Raw genomic sequence first — 418 nt, forward strand, 5'->3', positions numbered from 1 at the left:
CGATATCATGAATAGCGCTCTCATGTCGCAATTCGGGTATCTCATACCGCGGCACAGCGTGTTCCACTGTGCTCGCGATCAGATGCTCCTCACTCATCAATGAGTGAATTCTCTTGTTTGGATCGGATGAATGATTGCTATCATTCTCTGTTTAGATCGCAGAAAAGAATCGAGTCTGGAAGAGGATACTCTTCCATCTCTCTCCTATCGCTATGCGGCTCTCAAGGTACGCGGGTGCGACCCCGGGGACCGGGTGCTGCGGGGACGTATCCTGGCCAGACATCCACCGGACGGGCTCCTGCCCTCCATTCGAGTTAAGTTGATCTCTCTAAGAATGTATCTCCCTAGAAAGGAGGTGATCCAGCCGCACCTTCCGGTACGGCTACCTTGTTACGACTTCACCCCCCTCACCCTCCAC

The 418-nt window shown here is 53.3% G+C and carries 1 rRNA gene; it reads right to left on the minus strand.

Annotated elements, in window-relative coordinates:
* Positions 1-348: 348 nt before the first annotated feature.
* Positions 349-418: ribosomal RNA gene (locus tag ACTM82_RS09050) — 16S ribosomal RNA — on the minus strand; the annotation flags it as partial.

Source organism: Collinsella sp. HCP3S3_E5, assembly GCF_052067635.1.
Lineage (GTDB): Bacteria > Actinomycetota > Coriobacteriia > Coriobacteriales > Coriobacteriaceae > Collinsella.